This window comes from Tabrizicola fusiformis (assembly GCF_013328815.1).
Taxonomy (GTDB): Bacteria; Pseudomonadota; Alphaproteobacteria; order Rhodobacterales; family Rhodobacteraceae; genus Fuscibacter.
In genome coordinates, this window is the sequence record NZ_JABUHN010000006.1 from 167951 (window position 1) to 192149 (window position 24199).

The window sequence follows — 24199 nt, forward strand, 5'->3', positions numbered from 1 at the left end:
CGCCCCGCATCCCCCCTGAATTTCTTCAAGTTTCGATCAAAACTGCGATAGTGTAAACCGGGCTTGGCGCGGCCTCACGCGGCGGTGATGCAGCCGCGCCACGATTGTTGACAGAAAAACCGCAAACACCCCCCTGCGGAATTCCCCACCTTGCCAGAGCCGCTTTCAGCAATTTTTTGCCGATTGCCGTCAAGGTGAGTCGCAGCGGCCATTCTGCCCTTTGGTCCCCGCCCCGTCTGTGACATAAGGATCGGGCACTTGGGGATGAAGTGCGAAAGAGCCGCCGATACAGGCGGTCGAAGACCAGCGACGGGACAGGCGCACAGAATGGCGATGACAGGCAAGAACGGGATCACGCGGCGCGGCCTTTTGGGTGTGTTCGCAGCAACGGCGGTTGTGGCCGCCCCCACCTATTCCAACGCATTCGGGCTGCTGAAAGGCGCCGGCGATATCCGCCGCATCCGCATGTATTCGGGCCGCACCGGGGAAAGCATCGACACCATCTACTGGATCGAAGGCGAGTATATCCCCGAGGTTCTGAAAGAAATCAATCACTTCATGCGTGACTGGCGCACGGATGACACGCTGAAGATGGACCCGCGCAATTTTGACGTGATGGCAGCCGCGCACCGCCTGATGGATGTGAGCGAGCCTTACATGCTGCTCTCGGGTTACCGCAGCCCGGCCACCAATGCGATGCTGCGTTCCAACTCGCGCGGCGTGGCGAAGAACTCGCTCCACATGAAGGGGCAGGCGGCGGATCTGCGGCTCAAGTCGCGTTCGGTCGGTCAGATGGCCAAGGCGGCCAAGGCCTGTTCGGGCGGCGGTGTCGGCACCTATTCGCGCTCGAACTTCGTGCATATGGATTGCGGCCCGGTCCGCACTTGGGGCGCCTGAGGGCGCCTGAGGAAATTGACGGCAATTTGAACGATCAGGGCACCATCGGGTGCCCTTCGTCATTTTCAGGCTGACGGTTTGTTGACTGCCGGTGATCAATGCAGCGCCGGGCCCGGGGGGACCGGGGGACGGATGTTCCCCCGGCGCGGTCAGTCTTCGGTTTCGACCGCCCGTTCACGGCCCCGGAACCCCTGCGCCACGACGAATTTCTCGGAACTGTCCGACCGGCTGGCCGGCGGCTTTACATTCGCCACCTTGCGGAAATTCTGCTTGAGCATGGTCTGCATCTGGATTTCCGCCCCGCCCGCCAGCACCTTGGCCACGAAGGTTCCGCCCTCTTCCAGCACGTCAAAGGCAAAGGCCAGCGCCGCCTCGACCAGCGCCACGATGCGCAAGTGGTCGGTGCCTTTGTGGCCGCTTGCCGCCGCCGCCATGTCGGACATCACCACATCGGCGCGTCCGCCCAGCCAGCCCTTGACCAGCCCGTCCGCCTCGTCCGAGAGGAAATCCAGCACATGGATATCGGCCCCGGCAATCGGCTCCACCTCTTGCAGATCGACGCCCAGAACGGTGCCGACCGGCTTTTTCGGATTCTGCCCCAGCGCATTGACCCGCTCTACCGCCACCTGGCACCAGCCGCCCGGCGCGCAGCCAAGGTCCACCACCCGGGCGCCGGGTTTGAGAAAGCCGTATTTGTCGTCCAGCTCCAGAATCTTGTAGGCCGCCCTGCCGCGATAGCCCTCTTTCCGGGCCCGGATCACATAGGGGTCGTTCAACTGCCGCTCCAGCCAGAGGGTGGAGGACAGTTTGCGCCCCTTGGCGGTCTTGACCCGCACGCGCAACTCGCGCTGGCCGCGGCCAGAGGTGTTTTTCTCGGTCATAGGTAAGGTCCGTCTTCCAGAACGCCATCCGCGCTCATCTGTGCATATAAAAGCCCCTCGCGCAGCCCGCGGTCGGCCACCGAAAGCCGGTCGGTCGGCCAGACCCGCATCAGCGCCTGAAGGATCGCCGCGCCCGACATGATCAGCGTATGGCGGTCGCGCCCGATCCGCGGATCGGTGCGGCGGCCCTCGGGGCCAAGCGCCAGATAGTCGCGGATCACAAAGTCGATCTGGTCGCTGGTCATCTCCAGCCCGTCCACCTTGGTCCGGTCATAGCGGCGCAGGCCCAGATAGCTGGCCGCAACCGTGGTGACCGTGCCCGAGGTGCCGATGATCTGGAACCCCTCGCGCGGGTTCTGGGCGTTATAGGGGCTGAAAGAGGCAAGGTTTTCCTCGAAAAACCAGCTCATCAGCGCGAAACGCGCACCGTCATCCTCAACATCCTGAAACTGGTCCTTCAGCGTCGCCACACCAAGCGGCACCGAAATCCAGTCCACCACCCGGGCGCTGCCCAACGGTTGGCCGTGAAAGCCGCGGTGCAGCCGCATGATGGCGCGGGCGCGGTCTTCGGGTGGCACATCGGACAGGTCGATCCAGACCAGCTCGGTCGAACCGCCGCCAATATCCACCACCAGAAGCTGCTCGGTCCGCGCGGTCACCAAGGGGGCGCAGGAGATCACCGCCAGCCGCGCCTCTTCCTCGGCGGCGATGATTTCCACGTTCAGCCCGGTTTCCCGCCGCACCTGCCGCATGAAATCCTTGGCATTGCGGGCGCGACGGCAGGCTTCGGTCGCCACCAGCCGCATCCGGGTGATGCCATGGCTTTCGATCTTCTTCTGGCAGATGCGCAAAGCCTGCATCGTGCGCCCCATCGAGGCACGCGACAACCGGCCCGAAGCTTCAAGCCCGGCGCCAAGCTGGACAGTCTTGGAAAAACTGTCCACGACATGAAACTGACTGCCCCGGGGTTGGGCAATCAGCATACGGCACGAATTCGTGCCAAGGTCCACGGCGGCATAAAGCCGCCCTGACCCGGGTTCTTGAGGGGCAGACTCGGTCCGGCGGGAAGCCCCTCTCGGAACCTCGACCGCAAGCTCTTTCGCGTCCGCCCCTCGGGGACGCTCGGGCGTCATAACCGCCCTCCATCTGTGGTTATCCCCAAGGTAACCCCGCGACGGGGCGCTTGCAAGCACCCTGCCCCCGCCGCACCGCCGCATTCCAAAGATGTTCATGTAATACATGAAAACTTCTCTTGGCCGGGGCAGCTTCCGGGGGTGGCCCTGCCCGCCGGCGCATGTCAGGAAACACCGGCGCAGAGCATGGGTCGCAGGCGGCGGTCGTTTGGGTCGCAAGCGACACGGGCCATGTCGAAAACCGACCCTTGCTGTCGCAGGCAGGCGCTAGAACGGAACACGGGAACAGCAAGGGAATCAGGGCAGATGCCGGACGTCATCATAGTCTACTGGCGCGACATCCCGGCCCAGGTCATCGTGGGCAAGGGACGGCGCGGATCGAAGGTGCAGTTGAGCGAACGCTTTGAACAGGCGATCGACCGTTGCGCCATGAAGATCGGCGCCAAGGACGCCGATGCCTACCTTGCCGAATGGCGCAAGGCCGATCCCTATGAGGTCGAGGGCGATCAGGATGCCGTCGCCGCCGCCGAAGCCGCCCGGCTCGAAGCCGAATATGACACCGAGCGCCTGAAGGCGCTGATCAACGCCGAGGGTTGGGCGCAAGCCTGACGAGGAGAACGACATGGCCCTGAGTTTCTTCCGCAAGGACAGCACCCCCGCCGCCACCGGCAACCCCGCGCAGGTGGAAGCCTTCCTGAAAGGCTATTCGATCGAGGTGATGCCGCGCACCGCCGAGAAGGTCGAGGATTTCCGCGCCCTGCTGCCGCGCGGCACCCGCGTCTACATCGCCCATATCGAAGGCACCCCTATTGACGACATGGTGGCCACCGCCAAACGCATCGGCGCCGAAGGTTACGATGTGATGCCGCATTTCCCGGCCCGCATCATCAAGGACCGCGCCACGCTGGGCGAATGGGTCAGCCGTTACAAGGATGTCGGCGTGCGGCAGGGCCTGTTGCTGGCTGGCGGCGTGGCGCAGCCGGTCGGCGATTTCGCAACCTCGATGCAGCTTCTGGAATCGGGCGCCTTTGACGGCTTTTCCCGCCTGCATGTCGCCGGCCACCCGGAAGGCAACAAGGACATCGACCCCGATGGTTCCGACAAGATGGTGATGCAGGCCGCGCGCTGGAAATCCGCCTTTGCCGAGCGCACCGATGCGAAAATTGCCATGGCCACCCAGTTCTGCTTTGACGCCGCCCCTGTGATTGCTTGGGTGGATCGTCTGGCTGCCGAAGGCGTCAAGCTGCCGGTGCATATCGGCGTCGCCGGTCCGGCCAAGCTGCAAACCCTGATCAAATTCGCCATCGCCTGCGGTGTCGGCCCCTCGCTCAAGGTGCTGCAAAAGCGTGCAATGGATGTGACCAAGCTTCTGTTGCCCTATGAGCCGACCGATGTGATCGCGGCCCTTGCCGCGCACAAGGCCGCCAACCCCGGCTTTGGCATCGAACAGGTGCATTTCTTCCCGCTGGGCGGCATCAAGACCAATGCCCAATGGGTAACCGACAATGGCGGCGCCTCGGGCCGCCCTGCAAACGCCTAAGAAAAAGGTTGAAGAATGACCCGCACCGTCGTTGAATCCAAAACGAAAACCGTGATCATCGGTTTTGACGAACCCTTCGCCGTGATCGGTGAGCGGATCAATCCCACCGGGCGCAAGAAACTCGCCGCGGAACTGGAGGCAGGCAATTTCGAAACCGTGATCAAGGACGCGCTGGAGCAGGTTGCCTGCGGTGCGACCATCCTTGACGTGAACTCGGGCGCCGTCTTTACCAACAAGATGGCCGAAGACCCGCGCTATGCCGACAACAACTTTGTCGAGCCGCCGCTGATGAAGGCGCTGATCGAGATCATTCAGCAGACGGTGGACGTGCCCCTGTGCATCGACAGCTCGGTGCCCGGCGCGCTTGAGGCCGGGCTGATGGCCTGCGAGGGGCGGCCCCTCCTGAACTCGGTCACGGGGGAGGAGGAGCGGCTGGAACTCGTCCTGCCGCTGGTCAAGAAATACAACGTGCCGGTCGTGGCGATTTCCAACGACGACACCGGCATTTCGCCCGATCCCGATGTGCGTTTTGCCGTGGCGAAAAAGATCGTGCAGCGCGCCGCCGATTTCGGCATTCCGGCGCATGATATCGTGGTCGATCCGCTGGTGATGCCCGTGGGCGCCATGGCTTCGGCGGGGCAACAGGTGTTCGCGCTGGTGCGCCGCCTGCGCGAAGAGCTGGGCGTGAACACCACCTGCGGCGCCTCGAACATCTCCTTCGGGCTGCCGCACCGCCACGGCATCAACGGCGCCTTCCTGCCCATGGCGATTGGCGCCGGCATGACCTCGGCGATCATGAACCCGGTGCGCCAGCAGGAGATGGAGGCGATCCGTGCCGCCAACTTCCTGATGAACCATGATGCCAATGGCGGCGAATGGATCCGCTTTGCCAAGGTTCTGGAAGCGGTCGAAGGTGGCGCTACCTTCGCCGAAGCCTCGGCTGCGGCGAGCCAAGCCGCCGGTGGCCGTCGCGGCGGCCGCCGCGGCCGCGGCTAAGGCCCCCGCCTTCGGCCCTGCCGGGCCGAAGGCGCTGTCACATCAGCTTGCGTGCGGCGCGTTGGGCCTTTTTCGCGCGCTGCGCCAGCTTCTTGGCATCTTGCGCCTGTTTCCGCTCGGCGGGCGTCCTTTCATCCACCGGGGCCGCCTCCGCAGAGGCCGCAACCGACGGCCTGCCCCGGTTCGATGCCAGATCGAAGCCCTTGTCGATGGCCGTATTCACCACGCGGCCCATCAGCTTGTTGATGATCATGTTGATCAGTCGGTTCAGGTCCATGCTCAATCCTCGAAAAGTTCGCTCTGGCCGGTCTGGGCCTCTTCCTCATCTGGCGCGGATGCGCCGGGCAACGGGCGGCTGTCGAGCAAGCCCGCCGCCCGCAATTCCTTGATCCCGGGCAGATCGCGGGCCGATTCCAGCCCGAAATGGTCCAGAAATCCCTGCGTCACAACAAAAGTCACCGGGCGCCCCGGCGTCATCCGCCGCCGCCCCAGCCGGATCCATTCCAGCTCCATCAACTGGTCAATCGTGCCCCGGGAAACCGCAACCCCGCGGATTTCCTCGATTTCCGTGCGGGTGACCGGCTGGTGATAGGCGACAATCGCCAGCGTTTCTATCGCCGCACGGGAAAGCTTGCGGGTCTCGGCCTGCTCCTTGTGCATCAGCGCGCCAAGGTCGGGCGCGGTGCGAAAGGCCCATGCCTCCCCCACCTTTTGCAACTGCACCCCGCGCCCCTCATAGCGGCGGCGCAGGGTGACCAGCGCCTCGGCCGGATCACAGCCATGCGGCATCCGCGCAATCAGCTCGGCCAGCGTCACCGGCTCGGCGCTGGCAAAGAGAATGGCTTCGACCATCCTCTCCTGCTCGCCCATGGGCGGCGCTTCGAACAGGCTGCGTTCGATGGGCTCGCCGCTCATGGCTCTGCCCGGCGAATCTGGATCGGGGCAAAGACCTCACCCTGACGGATTTTCACTTGGCCCCGCTTGGCCATCTCCAGAATGGCCGCGAAATGCGCCGCGGTGGCCGAACGGCGCCGCGCGGGATTGCTGTCCCAGCCTTCGGGCAGGAACTGCGTCAACTCGGCCCAGTCCCCGGCATAACCCAAGAGCCCGCGCATCCGGTCAAGCGCCTGCTCCATGGTAAAAACATCATGGCGGTCAAAGGCATAGGGGCGGAATTCATCCCGCGTCCGCAGCCGCGCATAGGCGCGCATCAGGTCCAGCAGCGTCGCCTCATAGGTGACATCGGTGCGGGTCGAGATCGCCTCGGGCCGACCCCGGGGAAAGAAATCGCGGCCCAACTGATCACGCGCCATCAGCCGCGCCGCCGCCTCACGCATCGCCGAAAGGCGTTCAAGCTGAAAGGCCAGATGGGCGGCAAGGTCTTCGGCGCTTGGCCCCGCCTCGCCCGGTTCGGGCGGCAACAAGAGCCGCGATTTGAGGAAGGCCAGCCAGGCCGCCATCACCAGATAATCGGCAGCAAGCTCGATCCGCAGATCGCGGGCCTTGGTGACGAACCCCAGATATTGCTCGGCCAGTTGCAGCACCGAAATCCGCCGCAGATCGACCTTCTGCGTCCGCGACAGGGTGAGCAGCAGGTCCAGCGGCCCTTCAAAGCCGGTGACATCGACGATCAGCGCCTCGGCCTGCAGCCGGTCGGCGGGGGTCAGGCGTTCGGTGGCGGTCCAATCTTCGGGTTCGGGGTCAGCCATGCAGCCTCGCGGGGCGGATAGCCGCAAGCTCGGCCTCCAGGCCCGCGATGTCAACCGGCGCGTCAGGGCGGCGGCGGGCCAGTGCCGCGGCGGCGCGGCTGCGGGTGGCATTGCCCATTTCTCCGGCAGTCGAGGCGACCTGCAACATCTCGGCCAGATCGCCCCTGCAATGCAGCGCGATATCGCAGCCCGCCGCCATCGCCCGCGCCGTCCGCTCGGCCAGCGTGCCCGCCAGCGCCTGCATGTTCAGATCGTCGGTCAGCAAAAGCCCGGCAAAGCCGATCTCGTCGCGGATCACCCGGATCATCTCGGGCGACTGGGTGGCGGGACGGCGGTCATAGGCGGCAAAGACGATATGCGCCGTCATCGCCATCGGCAGATCGGCCAGCGCACGGAACGGGGCGAAATCCCATGCCGCAAGCTCTTCGGCGGGGGCGGTCACCGTGGGCAGGTCGTGATGGGTGTCGGCGCTAGCGCGGCCATGACCGGGCAGATGCTTCATCACCGGCAACACCCCCGCTGCCAGATGTCCGTCAGCCACCGCGCGGGCGTTGGTGATGACCGTGGCGACATCCTCGCCATGGCAGCGGTTGCGCAGGAACGGATGGGTCTGCGGCGCGGCGATATCGGCCACCGGCGCGCAGTTGCAGTCGATGCCCACCGCCCGCAATTCGGCGGCGATCAGTTGCGCCCGCAGATACAGCGCCCGCGGCGCCTGCGGGCCAAGGGCGGCGACGGTATCCAAAGGCGGCTGCCATTCGCGCCAATGCGGCCCGCGCAGCCGCTGCACCCGTCCGCCCTCCTGATCGACCAGCACCGGCGCATCGCGGCCCACCGCCTCGCGCAGATCGGCGGTCAGCCGGGCAAGCTGCCCCGGGTCTTCGACATTGCGGGCAAAGAGGATAAAGCCCAAAGGGTCGGCGTCACGGAAAAACGCGCGTTCATCGGGCAGCAGAACCGGCCCGGCACAGCCGAAAACGGCCGCCATCCGGCCCAGAGGGATCATCGCTGCAAGACCGGAATGCAGGTGGCATTGCCCTTGAGCATGGCGGTGCAGAACAGGCGGCTGTCCTCTTCGCTGGCAAAGCCCATGGCGCGCAGCCGGTAGAAGGTGCGCCCGCCCGATTGCGCCGCCTGCACCACAAGCGACTTGCCCGCCATCAGATCGCCGAACTTGGTGGCCAGCCGTGTCCATTCACCCCGCGCCGCATCCTGATCGTCAAAGGCGCCCAACTGCACCATGGCGGTTCCCGCCGGAACCGCCGCCGGGTCCACTTCGGCAGGCGCGGGCGCGGTCGAAGCCGCAACAGGCACGGGGGCCGTAACCGCTGCCAGCGTTTCGGGCCGCGCGCGGGGGCGTTTGAGGTCGGCAACCGGCGCGGCTTCGGTCGGCGCGGGTTCAACCATCGCCAGATCCTCTGCCGGGGCGGGTTCTGCCAGCGGCTCGGCACCATCGGCCAATGCCTCGGCCAAGGCGGCGGCAACCGCATCGGTCTCGGTTTCGACCGGGGCCATGCTCCCCTCTTGCGGCGCCAGCAGGGCCGCGTCGATCATCGGGTCCAGCGAGGGCGTGCTGTCCGCCTCCATCGGCAGATCGGCCAGCCCCGCCGCATCGCTCGGGTCCAGCTCCACCCCGCGCGGCGCAAGGGTCAGCGTTTCGGGCAGCGGTAGCGCGGTGCCCGCCGCGGCCACCGCATTCACCGACAGGCCCTGATGCATGGTGACCGACCCGCCCGGGTCTTTCGGCGCGATCCGCAGCGGCCCCTCGACGGCGCGGAACACCGGAATCCCCGTCACATCGCGCAGCGCCAGCTTGTAGCCCCAGACACCCAAACCAAGGATGAGCGCGACCGAGCAGGCCCCGCCAATCAGGTTGACCGTCCGCCCCAGCCGCGCGCCCCGCGCAAAACCGCCTTCGTAGGAATCGAAATCCACGCCCGCCATCTTTCGCCTCGCCTGCCGGGGCGATACATGCCCCCCCGGTCTGTTGCTGCCTGCTCGACCCGGCGGGGCGCCTTGGTCAGCGCATTTCCTCAACCGGAGTAACGCCCAAGATACCCAAGCCCGCCGCGATCACAACGCCCGTGGCCCGCGCAAGGGTGATTTTTGCGGCAGATGTTGCTGCATTGCCCTCTTGGATGAAGCGCAGCGCCGGTTCGTCATTGCCGCGGTTCCACAGGCCGTGGAATTCCGACGCCAATTCATAAAGGTAGAAGGCAATCCGGTGCGGCTCGTTCCCGCGCGCGGCGATCTCGACAAGACGCGGCCATTCGGCGATCTTGCGCATCATGGCCAGTTCCGCCTCATGGGTCACCCCGGTCAGATCGGCGGCCAGAAGGCTGGGATCATCACAGGCAATCCCGGCGTCCCGCGCCTTGCGCAGGATCGAATTCACCCGCGCATTGGCGTATTGCACATAGAACACCGGATTGTCCTTCGACTGCTCCAGCACCTTGTCGAAATCGAAATCCAAGGCCACGTCATTCTTGCGCGTCAGCATAATGAAGCGGGTCACATCGGCGCCCGCCTGATCCACCACATCGCGCAGCGTCACAAAGGTTCCGGCCCGTTTCGACATCTTGAACGGCTCACCGCCCTTCCAGAGCTTCACAAGCTGGATCAGCTTGATGTCCAAGGGCACCCGCCCGCCCGACAGCGCCGAAACCGCCGCCTTCATCCGCTTGACATAGCCGCCATGATCGGCGCCGAAAATGTCGATCAGCGCATCGAAGCCGCGCCGCACCTTGTTGTAATGATAGGCGATATCGGGCGCGAAATAGGTCCAGCTTCCGTCGGATTTCATCACCGGGCGGTCCACGTCATCGCCATGCGCCGTCGAGCGGAACAGGGTCTGCACCCGCGGCTCCCAATCGTCGGGCTCCTTGCCCTTCGGCGGTTCCAGCACGCCTTCATAGATCAGATCCATGCCGCGCAGGGTCTGGATCGCGGCCTCGATCTCGCCCGTGCCATACAGCGCCTTTTCGCTGGAATAAACATCCATCGTCACGCCAAGCTGTTTCAGATCGGCGCGGATTTCGTCCATCATCATGCCGGTGGCGAAATCGCGGATATCGGCCAGCCAGACCTCTTCGGGCTGATCCAGCAGGCTGGTGCCGTATTTCTTCTTCAGCGCCTCGCCCACCGGGATCAGGTAATCGCCCGGATACAGCCCCTCGACGATGGCCGGTTCCAGCCCGTTGGCCTCGCGGTAGCGTTCATAGGCGGAACGGGCCAGCACATTCACCTGCGCGCCGCCGTCGTTGATGTAATATTCGCGCGTCACGTTCCAGCCGGCAAAGGCCAAGAGGTTCGACAGCGCATCGCCCACCACCGCGCCGCGCACATGGCCGACATGCATCGGCCCGGTCGGATTGGCCGAAACGAATTCGACATTCACCTTCTGCCCGGCGCCCAACTCGGAGCGGCCGAAATCGGTGCCCGATTGCAGAACCGACCGCAGCACCCCATGCCAGAGCGCCGGCGCCAGCCGCAGGTTCAGAAATCCCGGCCCGGCCACATCGGCCACGGCAATGCGCGGATCGGCCATCAGCCGCGCCGCCAGCGCCTCGGCAATCGCCCGCGGCGCCAGCCCCGCAGGCTTGGCCAGCACCATGGCGGCATTGGTTGCCATGTCGCCATGCGCCGGATCGCGCGGCGGCTCGACAGAAACGGCGGTCAGGTCCAGCCCCTTGGGCAGCGCACCCTCTTCGGCAAGAGCGGCCAGAGCCTCGGTCACGGCAAGACGGATTTCGGCGAACAGGTTCATTTGATCACGTTTCCTCTGTTGCCCCGGCATTGCCAGAGCCCAAGGGTCGGGTCAAGTCCGCCGCACCCGGAACGCCCCTGCCCGGCAGAGGATGCCTCCGGCGGGAGTATTTGACCCGCCGCATGCGCCTCAGGCAAAGCGCTGGCGCAGCGCCTCGTCCACCGCGGGGGTGACGAATTTCGACACATCGCCCCCCAGCCGGGCAATTTCCTTCACCAGTTTCGAGGCGATGGCCTGCCGCCGCGCATCGGCCATCAGGAAAACCGTCTCGATCGAGGCATCCAGCGCGCGGTTCATGCCCACCATCTGGAATTCATATTCGAAATCCGCCACGGCGCGCAGGCCGCGCACGATCACCCCCGCGCCGACATCGCGGGCGCAGTCGATCAGCAGGTTTTCGAAGGGATGCACGACAATCTCGCCGCCGGTCCGGGCCACGATGGCGGCGCATTCGGCCTGAACCATGGCCACCCGCTCTTCCAGCGGGAAAAGCGGCCCCTTGTCGCGGTTGATCGCCACGCCGATCACCAGCCGGTCCACCAGCGCCATGGCGCGCTGGATGATATCGACATGGCCCAGCGTCACCGGGTCAAAGGTTCCGGGGTAAAGACCGATGCGCATGGGCGAGGCTCCGCTGGGAATTGCGGCGCCACGCAACAATATTGCGTGGCGTCTTGCAAGGGCGAATGTGCCGCAGGGCGGCGCTCAGAACCCCTTGATCATGCCTTCCAGCGCGTCCTTTTCCATCGCCAGTTCGGCCAGCCGGGCCTTCACCACGTCGCCGATCGAGATCAGGCCGACCATTTCATCGCCCTCAACCACCGGGATATGGCGGAAACGGCCATCGGTCATCTTCTGCAACACATCGTCAGCGCGTTCTGCCCGGGTGCAGGTGACGACGCGGGCGGTCATGATGCTGTCCACCGTATCGCTCAGGCAGGTTGGGCCGCGGCGGCCCAGTTCGCGCACCACATCGCGCTCCGACACGATCCCCGCCATGTGCTTGCCATCGGCCGACACCACCACCGCCCCGATCTTGCGCGCGGACAAGACCTCGGCCGCCTTGGCCACGGTGGTTCCTGGGGCGACCGTCACCACCCCGTCATCGGATTTCGTCTTGAGAATTTGGCTGACAAGCATGGGCACCTCCTATGTCCGTGTTTGTCCTTGTAAGCGGACACGGCAGGAAAGATTCTGTCAAGCAATGCTTTGGCTTCTTTCCATTAATTGCCGGATGGGTCAGACCGGCCCCGCCTCCAGCCGTGCCATTTCGGCCCGTGCGCGGCGCACCAACTGATCGGCAAAGCGGTTCAGCCGGGCCACGCGCCCGTCATCGGCATGGCGGATCAGCCAGAAGGCCCGGGTGAGGCTGATCTCGTCGGGGATCACGCGCACAAGGTCGGGCGCGGCGGGCAGGGCAAAGTCATGCACCACCCCCACCCCCGCCCCGGCCCGCAGGAAATTGAGCTGCACCGAAACCGAGTTCGAGGTCAGCGCCGCCGCCGGGGCGCCGATTTCGGCCAGATAGTCCAGCTCCTTGTCAAAGATCATATCGGGGATATAGCCGACAAAGCGGTGCCCCCCCAGATCGGCACGGCTGGTGATCGGATGGCGTTCCAGGTAATCGCGACTGGCGGCCAGATGCAGCCGGTAATCGGTCAGCTTCTGCACCGTCAGGCGGCCCGCCTCGGGGCGGCTGACGCCGATGGCCATGTCCGCCTCGCGCCGCGACAGGTTGAAGACCCGGGGCAGCGCCACCACCTGCACCTCAAGCCCCGGATTGGCATCGCAAATCCCGGCCAGCACCTGTGGCAAGAGGTAATTGGCGCAGCCGTCCGGGGCGCCCAGCCGGATCAGCCCGGTCAGCCCCTCGGGCCCGTCCAGCGCCTCGGTCGCGCCCTCAAGCGCCGCCTCGGCGCGTTCGGCATGGGCGATCAGCCGCCCTCCCGCCTCGGTCAGGCCGTAGCCTTGCGGGCTTTTCACAAACAGCCGCGCCGCGACCGCCTCTTCCAGCCGGGCAATGCGGCGGCCCACCGTGGCCGGGTCGATCTTGAGCCGCCGGCCGGCGCCCGACAGGCTTTCGCTGCGGGCCACCGCCAGAAAGATGCGCAGATCGTCCCAATCCATCCGGCCCCCGCAGGATGGGCAATACTGCCCATCCCCCTTTGCAAATTCGCAAAACCCTTTTGGGACATTGCCGCTTTGTCTGGCGTTTGTGCAAGGGTAAACTGCCCCCAACCTATGAGGAGGCCCCCATGAAAGAGATCGGTCACTGGATCAACGGCAAGCATGTTCCCGGCACGTCCGGCCGCTTTGCCGATGTCTTCAACCCCGCCACCGGCGAAGTGCAGGCGCGCGTGGCGCTTGCCACCAAGGCCGAGCTGGACGCCGCCACCGCCGATGCCGCAAAGGCTCAGGTGAAATGGGGCGCCACCAACCCGCAGCGCCGCGCCCGGGTGATGATGGAGATGGTCCGCCTGATCAACCGCGACATGGACAAGCTGGCCGAAGTCCTGTCGCGCGAGCATGGCAAGACCATTCCTGACGCCAAGGGCGACATCCAGCGCGGTCTGGAAGTGGTCGAGTTCTGCATCGGCGCGCCGCAGATGCTGAAGGGCGAGTTCACCGACAGCGCCGGTCCGGGCATCGACATGTATTCCATGCGCCAGCCGATTGGTGTCGCGGCGGGCATCACGCCCTTCAACTTCCCCGCCATGATCCCCTTGTGGAAAATGGGCCCGGCGCTGGCCTGCGGCAATGCCTTCATCCTCAAGCCGTCCGAGCGTGACCCCTCGGTGCCGCTGATGCTGGCGGAACTCTTCCAAGAGGCGGGGCTGCCCGATGGCGTGTTGCAGGTGATCAACGGCGACAAGGATTCGGTGGACGCGATCTTGGATAACCCGATCATTTCCGGCATCGGCTTTGTCGGTTCCACCCCGATTGCAGAGTATATCTATGGCCGCGGCTGCTCGAACGGCAAGCGGGTGCAATGCTTTGGCGGCGCCAAAAACCACATGATCATCATGCCCGACGCCGACATGGATCAGGCGGCGGATGCTCTGGTGGGCGCAGGCTATGGCGCGGCGGGCGAACGCTGCATGGCGATTTCGGTGGCACTGCCGGTGGGGGAAAAGACCGCCGACCTCCTGATCGAAAAGCTGATCCCGCGGATCGAAAAGCTGAAGGTCGGCCCCTACACCGCCGGCAATGATGTGGACTACGGCCCGGTGGTGACCGCCGCAGCCAAGGCCAATATCCTGCGGCTGGTGGAAAGCGGCGTGGCACAGGGCGCGAAACTGGTGGTTGATGGCCGCAATTTCGCGCTGCAGGGCTATGAGGACGGTTTCTTCGTCGGCCCGCATCTCTTTGACCATGTGACGACCGACATGGACATCTACCGGAAAGAGATTTTCGGGCCGGTCCTGTCCACCGTGCGCTGCAAGACCTATGAAGAGGCGCTTGGCCATGCCATGGACCACGAATACGGCAATGGCACCGCGATCTTCACCCGCGACGGCGATACGGCGCGCGATTTCGCCAACCGCGTCAACGTCGGCATGATCGGCATCAACGTGCCGATCCCGGTGCCGCTGGCCTATCACACCTTCGGCGGCTGGAAGAAATCGGCCTTTGGTGACCTGAACCAGCACGGGCCGGACGCCTTCCGCTTCTACACCCGGACCAAGACCATCACCTCGCGCTGGCCCTCGGGCATCAAGGAAGGCGCAAGCCTGAACTTCAAGCAGATGGACTGAGCGCGTCCGAGCCCACTTGGCGCAGACCGATCGAACCGGACACGCATGCGTAGGTCGGGGTTCACCCCGACTCTCCCTGAAAGGCCGCCCCGCTCCCGGGCGGCCTTTTTGCTTGCCCGCTTCCGGGACGCGCTCCATCCTGCGGCCATGTCATGGATCACCTCCCTTGCCGCCCTGTCGCCCGCAGCGGAGCGGGTGCTGGCCGCCCTGCCCCGGCACAACCTGCCGCCGGGCAGCCCGCTGTTTCACGCGGGCGATACGGCGGTGGGGTTCGTCGTGCTGCTCTCGGGCCGGATCGAGGTGTTCCTGACCGGCCCCTCGGGGCGCGAAATCCTGCTTTATGCCGTCGAACCGGGACAGTCCTGCATCCAGTCCACCCTCGGCCTGATGGCCGGGGAACCCTATTCCGGCGAGGCGGTGACCACCGCCGCATCAGAGCTGGTGCTGATCCCGCGCGCGACCTTTCTGCGGCTGATGGAGGATGAACCGGGCTTTCGCAGCTTCGTGATGCAGGCTTTCGCGCGGCGGATGGCCGATGTCACCCGGCTGCTGGAGCGGGTGGCCTTCGGGCGGATCGAGGCCCGGCTGGCGCAGGCGCTGCTGGAACTGGAAAACGGCGGGTTGGTGCAGGCGACGCAGGCCGAACTTGCGGCACGGATCGGCTCGGCGCGGGAAGTGATCTCGCGCCGGCTTGATGGCTTTGCCCGCGCCGGCTGGGTGGAAACCGACCGCGGCGCGGTGCGGCTGCGCGACAGGGGCGCGCTGCGGCAGCTCGCCGCAGCACTGATGTGACCAGATCACAGACAGAGCGGCGGCCGGCGCCTAGACTCTCCGCCAACCGCAAGAGGGCGGCAAAAGGAGGCTGACATGCTGAAAACCAATGTGGGCGGCGCGGACCGGATTCTGCGCATCGTGGCCGGGCTGGTGCTGCTGGGCTGGTTCTTCGTCGATCAGGGCACCGGCTTCTGGCACTGGGCCAAGCTGATCGGCGTGGTGCCGCTGATGACCGGGCTTATGTCCACCTGCCCGCTTTACACCCTGCTGGGCCTGTCCACCTGCCCGATGAAGCAAAGCTGACAGGACGGGCGATGTCCTGAACCCGGCGGCGCGCGGCTCTGCTGGCAGAGCCGCGCGCCGCCTTGGCCCGGATCAGACCACCGTCACCAGCACCTTGTCGATCCGCAAGCCGTCAAGGTCCAGCACCTCGAACCGATGGCCCGCCACGGTGAAGCTTTCGCCCAATTGCGGCAGGCGGCGCATCTGGTGCAGCACCAGACCCGCCACGGTGTCATAATCCCCGGCCAGTTCGCGCGCCAATCCCAGACGGTCGCAGAATTCATCCGCCGCCATCCAGCCCGCCACCAGCATCGAGCCATCTTCGCGGGTGACCATCGCCGGCTCTTCATCTTCGCCGGTGTCCATCGCGCCGGTGATCGCCTCAAGCACGTCTCCGCTGGTGATGATGCCTTCGAAATGGCCGTATTCGTCATAGACGAGCGCCGTCGAATGCTCGCCCTTGCGCAGCACTTCCAGCACGTCCAGCGCATCGGTGCGGTCGCTGACCACAGGCACATCCTGCAACAGCGCCTTCACGTCCAGCGCCTCGCGCCGCGACACGGCGTTGAAGGCATCGGCCAGCGTGATGATGCCCACCACCTCGCCCGTCTCGCGGCTTTGCACCGGAATGCGCGGGCGGCCGATCCGGCGCAGCGCCGCCACGGCTTCGGCCGAGGTCATTTCCAGATCGACCATTTCCACATCGCGGCGCGGCGTCATCAGTGCCTTGGCGCTGCGGTCGGAAAAGCGCATGACGCCGGTGATCATCTCGCGCTCTTCGGCCTCGATCACGCCGCCTTCATGGGCTTCGGTCAGGATGGTGTGAACCTCCTCCTCGGTCACCCGGTTGCCGCCATCGTCGCGCTGGCCCAAAAGCCAGAGCAGAAGCCGCCCCGAACGGTCGAGGAGCCAGACCAGCGGCGCCCCGATCTTGGACAGGATCAGCATGGCCGGCGCCATGCGGATCGCCACGGCTTCAGGGTTTTTCAGTGCCAGTTGCTTGGGCACCAATTCCCCCACGATCAGCGAGACATAGGTCAGCACCACCACCACACCGCCCACCCCCAAGGTCGAGGCCCAATCGGCAGGCACCCCCTGCGCCGCAAGGAAGGCGGCAAAGCGCGTGCCCAGCGTGGCGCCGGAAAAGGCACCCGACAGCACGCCGACCAGCGTGATGCCGATCTGCACGGTCGAAAGGAACCGCCCCGGCTGTTCGGCCAGACGCAGCGCGGCACTGGCGCCCCGGCTCTTGCCTTCCAGCGGTTTCAGACGGGCGGGACGGGCCGAGACGATGGCCAGTTCCGACATGGCCAGCACCCCGTTCAATCCGATCAGGGCAAGCACGATAAGGATTTCTGTCAGCATGGCCGCAAGATCGGGCCTGTGCGCGGCAATGGCAAGGGGTCAATCACCGGAATTCACGCCACCTTCACGCCCTTGCGCGCGGCAAGGTCGCAGAAGAATTGCCAGGCCACCCGGCCCGACCGCGCCCCGCGCGTCGCCTGCCATTCCACGGCGCCCGCCCGCAGCTCGTCGTCGCCGACCGGAACGCCATGGGCATCGCAATAGCCGCGGATCATGGCCAGATAGGCGTCCTGATCGCAGGGATGGAACCCCAGCCACAGCCCGAAACGGTCCGAGAGCGAGACCTTTTCCTCCACCGCTTCCGAAGGGGAAATCGCGGTGGAGCGTTCATTCTCGATCATGTCGCGCGGCATCAGATGGCGGCGGTTCGAGGTGGCGTAAAGCAGCACATTCTCCGGCCGCCCGGCAATGCCGCCATCCAGCACCGCCTTGAGGCTTTTGTAATGCTGGTCATCATGGCTGAACGACAGGTCATCGCAGAACAGAAGGAACCTGTGCGGCGCGGCGCGCAGATGCGCCAGCAGGCGCTGCACCGAAGGCAGATCGTCGCGCGCCAGTTCCACCACCTTCAGGTCAAACCCCTCGGCCCGCACGGCGGCATGAACCGCCTTGACCAGCGAAGATTTCCCCATGCCCCGCGCGCCCCAGAGAAGCGCGTTGTTGGCCGGCAGCCCGGCGGCGAAATGGCGGGTGTTTTCCAAAAGCGTCTCACGCGCCCGGTCCACCCCCACCAAGAGGCCGATATCCACCCGGCTCACCCGCGCCACCGGCTCAAGCCGGTCGGGGGCAGTGTGCCAGGCAAAGGCTTCGGCGGTGAAGTCGGGGGCCGGGGCGGGCGCCGGAGCCAGCCGCTCCAGCGCCTCGGCGATACGGGTCAGCGCGTCAGTCATGCCTTGGGGGTGTCCTCGCCGGTTTCGTCGTCTTCGTCCCAAAGGCCCTCGGCCCGCAGTTCCGCCTCGCGCTTTTTCTCGATGCGCCGGATCAGGAAGATCGAGATTTCATACAAGGGATAGACGGCGGCGAAGAGGATGAGCTGGCTCATGAAATCGGGCGGGGTCACGATGGCGGCCACGATCAGGATGATCACGATGGCATAACGCCGGGTCGCGGCCAGCCCCTTGGACGACACCAGCCCCGCCTTGCCCATCAGCGTCAGCAGCACCGGAAGCTGGAAGCACATCCCGAAGGCCACGATCAGCTTGAGCGAGATGTCCAGCGTCTCGTTCACCTTGCCTTGGAAGACGAACTCTATGCCCTTGTGGCTGGCCGCAGGCAGGGCAGACCCTTCGCCCAGATCGGGCACCAGCGCCGACAGGATCGAGGTGGCATCGGCAAAGCCCAGAAAGAACGTCATCGCCATCGGCGTGACGATGTACTGCGAAAACGCCGCCCCGGCGATGAACAACAGCGGCGAGGCAATCAGAAAGGGCAGAAAGGCCGATTTTTCGGATTTGTAGAGCCCCGGCGCAATGAAACGCCAAAGCTGATAGCCGATCACCGGGAAGGCCAACGCGAAACCGCCCACCATGGAAATCCGCACGAGGGTAAAGAAATACTCTTGCGGGGCGGTATATTGCATCACCGGATTGGGGTTGCCGAGGCCGCGCATCGCCTCTTCGATCGGCTGCAACATGAAGTCGAGGATCGGTTCGGCCACCACGAAGGCCACGCAGATGCCCACGATATAGGCGACCACGGCCCAGATCAGCCGGTTGCGCAGCTCGATCAGATGCTCGATCAGCGGCGCGGCGCTGGCGTCGATGTCGTCGGACTTGCTCATTGCTCGGCGGCCTTCTTCTTGCGGGCAGGCTTGGCGGCGGGCGCCGGCACCTCGGCCTCCGCTGGGGCAATCGCGGGCTTCTTGCGGCGGGCAGGCTTGGTCGGGGCGGCGGCAGCCGCATCGGCAGCATCCAGCGCCTTCAGCTTGGCGGTGCTTTCCTCAAGGATCGCCTTGCGCGCCGCCTTGCGGTCATAAAGCGCCTGTGTCTCGGCCCCAACTGCGGCGGCGGGCACCTCGGCCACGGCGGCGGGTGCCGCAGCAACCGGCGGCGGGCTGGGCGGGATCGAGCCTTCGGGCAGGACCGGCCCCTTGATGGTGCCCGAAGCAGGCGCCACCGTCGGCTTGGCGGCGTTCTTGATCGGATCCCATTTCTCGAACTTGTCCACCGCATCCTTGACGGCATTCAACCCCATGGCCTTGGGATTGGCGATGGCGTTCAGATCCTTGGCCACATCCTTGACCCCGGCCTCGTTCGCCGCCTGTTCCATGGCGCGGCTGAATTCGCGCGACATGGCGCGCAGCTTGGCGGTCAGGCGGCCAAGCTGGCGAAACATCTCGGGCAGGTCGCGCGGGCCGATGACGACAAGCGCCACGATCCCGATGACCAGAAGCTCGGACATACCTAGTTCCACGGGGCCCTCCGCCGCTGTTCGTCCTGCGGTCTCAGACCTTGTCTTTCTCGGCCGGGGTCACGTCGCGGGCGGCGTCGGCATTGGCGGTTTCGATTTCCTTGGTACCGTCGGACACGCCCTTCTTGAAGGCGGTGATGCCCTTGCCCACTTCGCCCATCAGGGACGAGACCTTGCCCTTGCCGAACAGGACCAGCACCACGACGGCGATAAGGAGAAGACCCGGAAGACCGATATTGTTGAGCATGTTTCGCACTCCATAAGGCCGCATCCCGCGGCTTGGTGTTGAATTTTCCCAAGGCTAGGCCCGCGCCCCGGCGGGGGGTAGCCCCAATCCACAGCGGCAGGCGGCAAAACTGACAGTAATTTGTCAGTTGCCCTTGACGCTGGCGGCACGCGGCGCCAGCCTTGGCCCATGCGACGCACCGACCGCCTTTTTGACGTGATCCAGATCCTGCGCGACGGGCGGCTGCACCGCGCCGGCGACATGGCCGAACGGCTGGGGGTTTCGACCCGGACACTCTGGCGCGACATGGCCACGCTGATGGCCTCGGGCCTGCCGATCGAGGGGGAGCGGGGGGTGGGCTATATCCTGCGCGCGCCGATCACCCTGCCGCCGCTGATGCTGAACGCCGGCGAGATGGAGGCGCTGCGCCAGGGCGTGCGGCTGGTGGCCGAGGGGGACGATCCGGTGCTGGCCCGGGCGGCGCGGATGCTGGCGGCCAAGATCGGCGCCGTGGCCCCTGCCCCGCAGCAAGGCCCCGAACCGGACGCGCTGTTCACCTATACCGGCGCGCAGGCGCGGCGCGCGGCGGCGCATCTGCCGATGATCCGCGCCGCGATCCGCAAGGCAGAGCGGCTGGCCATCAGCTATATCGACCCGCAGGGTGCCGAAAGCCACCGCGACATCCGCCCGCTGGCGCTGGAATTCTGGGGCAAGGTGTGGTCGCTCGCCGCCTGGTGCGAGGCGCAGCGCGGCTTTCGTGCTTTCCGCATCGACCGTATCCTGTCGGTCACCCCCACCGGCGAAACCTTTCCGCAAGAGCCGGGCCGGACGCTGGCCGATTACCGCGCACAGCACGACAGACCCGAAAGTATCGCCCCGCCGGACGAGGACGATGCCGATGATCTCGACTTCTGACGCCCGCCCGCTGTCGGGACTTTACAGAACCAGAACGCCGCTGTGCTTGGCCTTGTGTTCCGGTTCGACATGGATGGTCACCAGACAATCGGGCACCACCGCCTTCAGCCCGGCCTCAACCCGGTCGCACAGGTCATGTGCGTCGCGCACGCTCAGATCGCCCGGCACCACCAGATGAAACTCGATGAAGGTGGCGCGTCCGGCATGGCGGGTGCGCAGGTCATGCGCCTCGACCGCGCCTTCGGCTTCGCGCGCGATGGTTTCGCGCAGGCGGGCCATCACGTCATCGGGCACGGCTTCGTCCAGAAGGCCGCTCATCGAGGCCGACATCACCTTCCAGCCGGACCACAGGATGTTCACCGCCACCAGCGCCGCCATCAGCGGATCAAGGATCGGCCAGCCCGACACAATCGCCACGCCGACACCAAAGGTCACGCCAACGGACGAGACCACATCCGACAACAGATGCTTGCCATCCGCCACCAGCGCGGGCGAGCGCAGGCGCCGCCCCTGATGGATCAGCACCCAGCACCAGCCGGCGTTGATCACACTGGCCAGACCGTTGACCAGAAGCCCCTCAAGCGGCGCCTCCAGCGCCTTGGGCGCCTGAAGCGCACCCCAGGCGCTGTGCAGGATCGCCAGAGCGGCAAGGATGATCATCACCCCTTCCAGAATCGCGCTGAAGAACTCGGCCTTGTGGTGGCCGTAGGGGTGGTTGGCATCCGCCGGGCGGGCGGCAATGCGGATGGCCACCAGCGCGGCAATCGCCGTGGCCACGTTCACCAGACTTTCCAGCGCATCCGACAGCAGCGCGACCGAGCCGGTCATCTTCCACGCCAGCGCCTTGAGGCCCAGCACGAAAAGGCCGACGAACAGGCTGCCGATGGCAAGGCGGATCAGGCGGGTGTCGGTGGTCGTCATGGCGGCGATCCTTTGCAGCCCGAAGCGGAGGGCGGGCAGTAACGCAGGCCCGCAGATTCCTCAACGCCTTTTCGCACGGGCCGGGCCGCCTGTCCCGTCAAACCCCGCGAAAGGCCGCCAGAGCCGCCTGCCAATTGGCGGTGGTGGTCGCGGTATAGGCGGCAAAGTCGAAATCGAGGCCGGAATGCAGCTCCGACACCATGCTCCACAGCATTTCGCGCAGCGCCGCCGCCGCCTTCATCGCCAGATGCCGCCGCCAGAGGTCGGCGGTTACGGGTGCCGCGAAATACCGCTCCAGCATCCAGCGTTCCTGCGCCGGGTCCAGCCCGGCATTGGCCGCAAGCCCGCCCAGATCGAAATGGGCCGAACCAAAGCCGGCATAATCCCAGTCGATCAGCCACATCCGCGCGCCGTCATGCAGGAAATTGCCCGGCAAAAGGTCATTGTGACAGAAGGTCAGCGTGATCGGCCCCACCGCCGCCTCAAGAACCGCTGCCGCCTCCATCAGAGCGGGCAGCGCAGCCAGATGCGGGCTTTGCCCGTCGCGCAGGGTGGCGGCATAGTCGCGCACCACATGGAACACCCAAAAGGCCAGCGCAGGCCCCCGCAGATGGTGCGGCATCTCGCGGTGGGCGCGCGACAACAGGGCCAGCGCCTGTTCCAACTGGTCCGGCTGGCGCAGGTCTTCGGCGGTCAGGGTGCGGCCTTCGACAAAGTCGATCACCAGCACCCCCGGCTCGTGATACAGCACCTGCGGCGAGATGCCTGCCGCATGGGCGGCCCGGCTGGCGGCCAGTTCGTTGAAGCGCATCACCTGATGCACCGGAATATCGTCGCCGATCCGCACCACGGCGCGGCGGCTGCCGTCAGAGACCAGAAGGTTGACATTGGTCATGCCGCCGCCCAGCGGTGCGATTGTCACCTCACCCTGCCAGAGCGGCAGGCGGCGCACGCGGTCTTCGATCCGTTCCATGCCCTAACGCATCCCGTAATACAGCCCCACCACATGCTCGGCCTGCGCGAAGAACAGCCAGCGCTGCGCCAGCGCCCCCAGAATGTGGCACAGCGTGGCCAGCACCACCACCGGCCAATGTGGCCCGCCCAACACCACCAGCGCCGCCGGAACCAGCGTCGAAAAAGCCAGCGCGATGATCCGCAGCCGGTCGGCATGTTTGCGGCCGACGACGAACATCATCTCGTGCAAGAGGTAATTGCCCGCCGTGTGCCCCCGCTCGAACACCCGCACCTTGCCCAGATCGCCAAGCCCGGTGGCGCTGCCGATGCTCTGGCCCACCTCGGCAAAGCGGCGGTCGCCGATCCGCCAGCTTGCCGCCAGCACCAGAAACAGGATGAGGCAGGCCACCACGGCAATCCGCCCCTCGCCCGACAGGATCGAACCTCCGGCGATGGCATAGCCGAGAAACAGAAGTGGCGTGACCGGATGGTTCCAGCGCGGCACGGTTTTCAACTGCGCATAGATCATCGAGGTGGTGAAGATGGTGACCAGAGACATCGCCGCCCCCAGCAGGCCCAGCAGCCGCAGATCGCCCAAAGGCAGCAGATCGCCCAGCGCCACCGGCGCCAGCAGGATCAGCGTGACAACCGCCGCACAGCCCTCACGGCTCAGCCAGCTTGTGCGCCACTGGCTGAAGGCCCGCCAGGCCCGCTGCGGATTGCCAAGATGGAAGGTCGAGGCGAGAAGCCCGCCCACCGCCAGCGCATAGCCCAGCACCCAGAGCGCGAAATGCCAGGGCCCATGCCCCGGCAGCGCGCCAAGGCCCAGAAAGGCCAGAAAACCGAAACCAAGGCCCGACAGCACGGTAAAGACAATGACGGAGGGTGCCGGATGCATCAGATCTTCCCCAACACACGGTCAAGCCATCCGGCCAGCCCCGTCGCCCTGATGTCCAGAAGCGGCGCCAGCGGGCTGGCCTCGGCGGCGCCCTTGCGGCGCGGCGGCAGATAGCGGTTGACCGGCTTGGTGCCCAGATCGGGCATCAGGGCAAAGCCGCCCCGCTCGGCCGCGAGACGGCTGACCTTGCTGTCAGGGTCGGCGAAATCGCCGAAATGGCGGGCATTGGTGGGGCAGGTGCGCACGCAGGCAGGCTCGCGGTCTTCTTCCGGCAGGTTATCGTTATAGATGCGGTCCACGCAGAGGGTGCATTTCTTCATTACCCCCGCCGCAGGGTCGAGTTCGCGGGCACCATAGGGACAGGCCCAGGCGCAGAGACCACAGCCGATGCAGGCATCCTCGTTCACCAGAACAATGCCATCCTCGGCCCGCTTGTAGCTCGCGCCGGTCGGGCAGACGGTGACGCAGGGCGCGCTTTCGCAATGCAGGCAGGACCGGGGAAAGTTCACCAGTTGCGCCGGGGCATCCGCAGGCTGCACCTCATAGCTGTGAACCCGGTTGAGGAAGGTGCCCGAGGGATCGGCGCCATAGGGGTTCTGATCCGAAAGGGGGGCGCCATAGCCCTGATCGTTCCAGCCCTTGCAGGCGGTCACACAAGCCTGACAGCCGACGCAGGTGTCAAGGTCGATGGCAAGGCCGAGTTTCTTCGGTGTCGGTCCGGGCAGCATCGTCATGCGCGGGCCCTCCGATGCTGCGGCGCGGAGTTTATGAAAACTCC

Annotated in this window: 28 protein-coding genes; 8 read left to right on the top strand and 20 right to left on the bottom strand. The window is 65.8% G+C overall.

The features are described 5' to 3' along the window. Window positions 1–327: 327 nt before the first annotated feature. Window positions 328–897 (top strand): YcbK family protein, encoded by a 570-nt coding sequence (locus tag HS053_RS11355; protein WP_458358892.1) that lies wholly within the window; start codon window positions 328–330, stop codon window positions 895–897. Between the two features lie 149 nt (window positions 898–1046). Here HS053_RS11355 and HS053_RS11360 read toward each other — a convergent pair whose 3' ends face one another. Together HS053_RS11360 and HS053_RS11365 are read right to left on the bottom strand one after the other, a co-directional pair. Continuing rightward, window positions 1047–1778, bottom strand: coding sequence for an RlmE family RNA methyltransferase (locus HS053_RS11360; protein ID WP_174211357.1), 732 nt, complete (start codon window positions 1776–1778; stop codon window positions 1047–1049). Then, entirely contained in the window at window positions 1775–2911 is a 1137-nt protein-coding gene (locus HS053_RS11365) for a Ppx/GppA phosphatase family protein (RefSeq protein ID WP_174211358.1), read from the bottom strand. The genes HS053_RS11360 and HS053_RS11365 overlap by 4 nt, the downstream gene beginning before the upstream one ends. A gap of 306 nt (window positions 2912–3217) precedes the next feature. Between HS053_RS11365 and HS053_RS11370 the strand changes: the two genes are divergently transcribed. Genes HS053_RS11370 through HS053_RS11380 form a run of 3 tightly spaced genes read left to right on the top strand, consistent with a single transcriptional unit; the run spans window position 3218 to window position 5447 of the window. Continuing rightward, entirely contained in the window at window positions 3218–3520 is a 303-nt protein-coding gene (locus tag HS053_RS11370) for a virulence factor (protein WP_174211359.1), read from the top strand. A 13-nt stretch (window positions 3521–3533) separates the two neighbouring features. Further along, window positions 3534–4451 (top strand): methylenetetrahydrofolate reductase, encoded by a 918-nt coding sequence (locus HS053_RS11375; RefSeq protein ID WP_174211360.1) that lies wholly within the window; start codon window positions 3534–3536, stop codon window positions 4449–4451. A gap of 15 nt (window positions 4452–4466) precedes the next feature. Beyond that, complete coding sequence (locus HS053_RS11380; protein ID WP_174211361.1) at window positions 4467–5447, top strand: methyltetrahydrofolate cobalamin methyltransferase; 981 nt, start codon at window positions 4467–4469, stop codon at window positions 5445–5447. A 37-nt stretch (window positions 5448–5484) separates the two neighbouring features. On the opposite strand, the gene HS053_RS11385 is transcribed toward HS053_RS11380, so the two are convergent. The 9 genes from HS053_RS11385 to HS053_RS11425 all read right to left on the bottom strand — a co-directional run bounded on the left by HS053_RS11385 (window position 5485) and on the right by HS053_RS11425 (window position 13049). Next, complete coding sequence (locus tag HS053_RS11385; RefSeq protein ID WP_174211362.1) at window positions 5485–5724, bottom strand: hypothetical protein; 240 nt, start codon at window positions 5722–5724, stop codon at window positions 5485–5487. A gap of 2 nt (window positions 5725–5726) precedes the next feature. Beyond that, window positions 5727–6362: an SMC-Scp complex subunit ScpB gene (gene scpB / locus HS053_RS11390; protein WP_174211363.1), complete on the bottom strand. Its 636-nt coding sequence runs from the start codon at window positions 6360–6362 to the stop codon at window positions 5727–5729. After that, window positions 6359–7156, bottom strand: a complete 798-nt coding sequence (locus HS053_RS11395; protein ID WP_174211364.1) for a segregation and condensation protein A — start codon at window positions 7154–7156, stop codon at window positions 6359–6361. Before HS053_RS11395 ends, scpB begins: the two co-directional genes overlap by 4 nt. Then, the gene (locus HS053_RS11400) at window positions 7149–8162 is read right to left on the bottom strand and encodes a glycoside hydrolase family 3 protein (protein WP_174211365.1); all 1014 of its coding nucleotides are present in this window, start codon (window positions 8160–8162) and stop codon (window positions 7149–7151) included. Before HS053_RS11400 ends, HS053_RS11395 begins: the two co-directional genes overlap by 8 nt. Continuing rightward, window positions 8159–9100 (bottom strand): SPOR domain-containing protein, encoded by a 942-nt coding sequence (locus HS053_RS11405; protein ID WP_174211366.1) that lies wholly within the window; start codon window positions 9098–9100, stop codon window positions 8159–8161. Before HS053_RS11405 ends, HS053_RS11400 begins: the two co-directional genes overlap by 4 nt. A gap of 76 nt (window positions 9101–9176) precedes the next feature. Further along, complete coding sequence (gene argS, locus HS053_RS11410; protein ID WP_174211367.1) at window positions 9177–10922, bottom strand: arginine--tRNA ligase; 1746 nt, start codon at window positions 10920–10922, stop codon at window positions 9177–9179. Between the two features lie 129 nt (window positions 10923–11051). Then, window positions 11052–11543: a pantetheine-phosphate adenylyltransferase gene (coaD, locus tag HS053_RS11415; RefSeq protein WP_174211368.1), complete on the bottom strand. Its 492-nt coding sequence runs from the start codon at window positions 11541–11543 to the stop codon at window positions 11052–11054. 84 nt (window positions 11544–11627) lie between these two features. Continuing rightward, window positions 11628–12062, bottom strand: a complete 435-nt coding sequence (locus tag HS053_RS11420; protein ID WP_174211369.1) for a CBS domain-containing protein — start codon at window positions 12060–12062, stop codon at window positions 11628–11630. A gap of 99 nt (window positions 12063–12161) precedes the next feature. After that, complete coding sequence (locus HS053_RS11425) at window positions 12162–13049, bottom strand: LysR family transcriptional regulator (RefSeq protein ID WP_174211370.1); 888 nt, start codon at window positions 13047–13049, stop codon at window positions 12162–12164. 128 nt (window positions 13050–13177) lie between these two features. Between HS053_RS11425 and HS053_RS11430 the strand changes: the two genes are divergently transcribed. The 3 genes from HS053_RS11430 (at window position 13178) to HS053_RS11440 (ending at window position 15754) form a co-directional block, all read left to right on the top strand. Further along, a complete protein-coding gene (locus HS053_RS11430; RefSeq protein ID WP_174211371.1) occupies window positions 13178–14677 on the top strand; it encodes a CoA-acylating methylmalonate-semialdehyde dehydrogenase in 1500 nt (499 codons plus the stop codon). Window positions 14678–14824: 147 nt separating this feature from the next. Beyond that, window positions 14825–15469, top strand: a complete 645-nt coding sequence (locus HS053_RS11435; RefSeq protein ID WP_174211372.1) for a Crp/Fnr family transcriptional regulator — start codon at window positions 14825–14827, stop codon at window positions 15467–15469. A gap of 75 nt (window positions 15470–15544) precedes the next feature. Then, window positions 15545–15754 (top strand): YgaP family membrane protein, encoded by a 210-nt coding sequence (locus HS053_RS11440; protein ID WP_174211373.1) that lies wholly within the window; start codon window positions 15545–15547, stop codon window positions 15752–15754. Between the two features lie 72 nt (window positions 15755–15826). Here HS053_RS11440 and HS053_RS11445 read toward each other — a convergent pair whose 3' ends face one another. The 5 genes from HS053_RS11445 to HS053_RS11465 are packed head-to-tail and all read right to left on the bottom strand — an operon-like array spanning window position 15827 to window position 19754. Next, window positions 15827–17098, bottom strand: a complete 1272-nt coding sequence (locus HS053_RS11445) for a hemolysin family protein (protein ID WP_174211374.1) — start codon at window positions 17096–17098, stop codon at window positions 15827–15829. Window positions 17099–17151: 53 nt separating this feature from the next. Beyond that, entirely contained in the window at window positions 17152–17988 is an 837-nt protein-coding gene (locus HS053_RS11450; protein ID WP_174211375.1) for an ATP-binding protein, read from the bottom strand. Then, window positions 17985–18878 (bottom strand): twin-arginine translocase subunit TatC, encoded by an 894-nt coding sequence (tatC, locus tag HS053_RS11455; RefSeq protein WP_174211376.1) that lies wholly within the window; start codon window positions 18876–18878, stop codon window positions 17985–17987. Before tatC ends, HS053_RS11450 begins: the two co-directional genes overlap by 4 nt. Beyond that, window positions 18875–19498 (bottom strand): Sec-independent protein translocase subunit TatA/TatB, encoded by a 624-nt coding sequence (locus HS053_RS11460; RefSeq protein ID WP_174211377.1) that lies wholly within the window; start codon window positions 19496–19498, stop codon window positions 18875–18877. The genes tatC and HS053_RS11460 overlap by 4 nt, the downstream gene beginning before the upstream one ends. 43 nt (window positions 19499–19541) lie before the next feature. Further along, window positions 19542–19754: a twin-arginine translocase TatA/TatE family subunit gene (locus HS053_RS11465; protein WP_174211378.1), complete on the bottom strand. Its 213-nt coding sequence runs from the start codon at window positions 19752–19754 to the stop codon at window positions 19542–19544. Window positions 19755–19922: 168 nt separating this feature from the next. Here HS053_RS11465 and HS053_RS11470 point away from each other — a divergent pair, with 168 nt between their 5' ends. Next, window positions 19923–20648 carry a helix-turn-helix transcriptional regulator gene (locus HS053_RS11470; RefSeq protein WP_174211379.1) on the top strand — a complete coding sequence of 242 codons (726 nt, stop codon included), beginning with the start codon at window positions 19923–19925 and terminating at the stop codon, window positions 20646–20648. 21 nt (window positions 20649–20669) lie between these two features. On the opposite strand, the gene HS053_RS11475 is transcribed toward HS053_RS11470, so the two are convergent. From HS053_RS11475 to HS053_RS11490, 4 genes are all read right to left on the bottom strand, one after another. Beyond that, window positions 20670–21569, bottom strand: coding sequence for a cation diffusion facilitator family transporter (locus HS053_RS11475; protein WP_174211380.1), 900 nt, complete (start codon window positions 21567–21569; stop codon window positions 20670–20672). A 97-nt stretch (window positions 21570–21666) separates the two neighbouring features. After that, window positions 21667–22542 (bottom strand): phosphotransferase, encoded by an 876-nt coding sequence (locus tag HS053_RS11480; RefSeq protein ID WP_174211381.1) that lies wholly within the window; start codon window positions 22540–22542, stop codon window positions 21667–21669. Between the two features lie 3 nt (window positions 22543–22545). Continuing rightward, the gene (locus HS053_RS11485; RefSeq protein ID WP_174211382.1) at window positions 22546–23421 is read right to left on the bottom strand and encodes a dimethyl sulfoxide reductase anchor subunit family protein; all 876 of its coding nucleotides are present in this window, start codon (window positions 23419–23421) and stop codon (window positions 22546–22548) included. Beyond that, window positions 23421–24155, bottom strand: coding sequence for a 4Fe-4S dicluster domain-containing protein (locus HS053_RS11490; protein WP_174211383.1), 735 nt, complete (start codon window positions 24153–24155; stop codon window positions 23421–23423). The genes HS053_RS11485 and HS053_RS11490 overlap by 1 nt, the downstream gene beginning before the upstream one ends. Window positions 24156–24199 lie beyond the last annotated feature (44 nt).